Consider the following 223-nt stretch of genomic DNA (forward strand, 5'->3'; position numbering starts at 1 on the left):
ATTTACAGCGGGCCAAGAACGACAAGATCGATGCCGCTATCATCGCCGCCTGCACCGCAGCGGTGCGGAAGATCCATGCCGCTCCCGATCCTCGGTTGCTGCCGTTCGCCGAGCAACTGACAATGATCGATCAGATCGGCGAGGATATCGCGCGCCTCAAGAACAGGATCGAGAGTTGCCGGAATGAGACGATTAATAAGCTCTGGCAAGAGGATATCGCTCG

At 57.0% G+C, this 223-nt stretch carries 1 protein-coding gene; it reads right to left on the bottom strand.

Annotation, left to right across the window (positions count from 1 at the left end; genetic code table 11):
• Positions 1–2: 2 nt before the first annotated feature.
• On the bottom strand, positions 3–223 hold a 221-nt coding region (locus MOV74_RS40525; protein WP_246933152.1), incomplete at its 5' end, for a hypothetical protein.

The sequence above is a fragment of the Bradyrhizobium sp. SHOUNA76 genome, from assembly GCF_023006445.1.
In the GTDB taxonomy this organism is placed as follows: domain Bacteria; phylum Pseudomonadota; class Alphaproteobacteria; order Rhizobiales; family Xanthobacteraceae; genus Bradyrhizobium.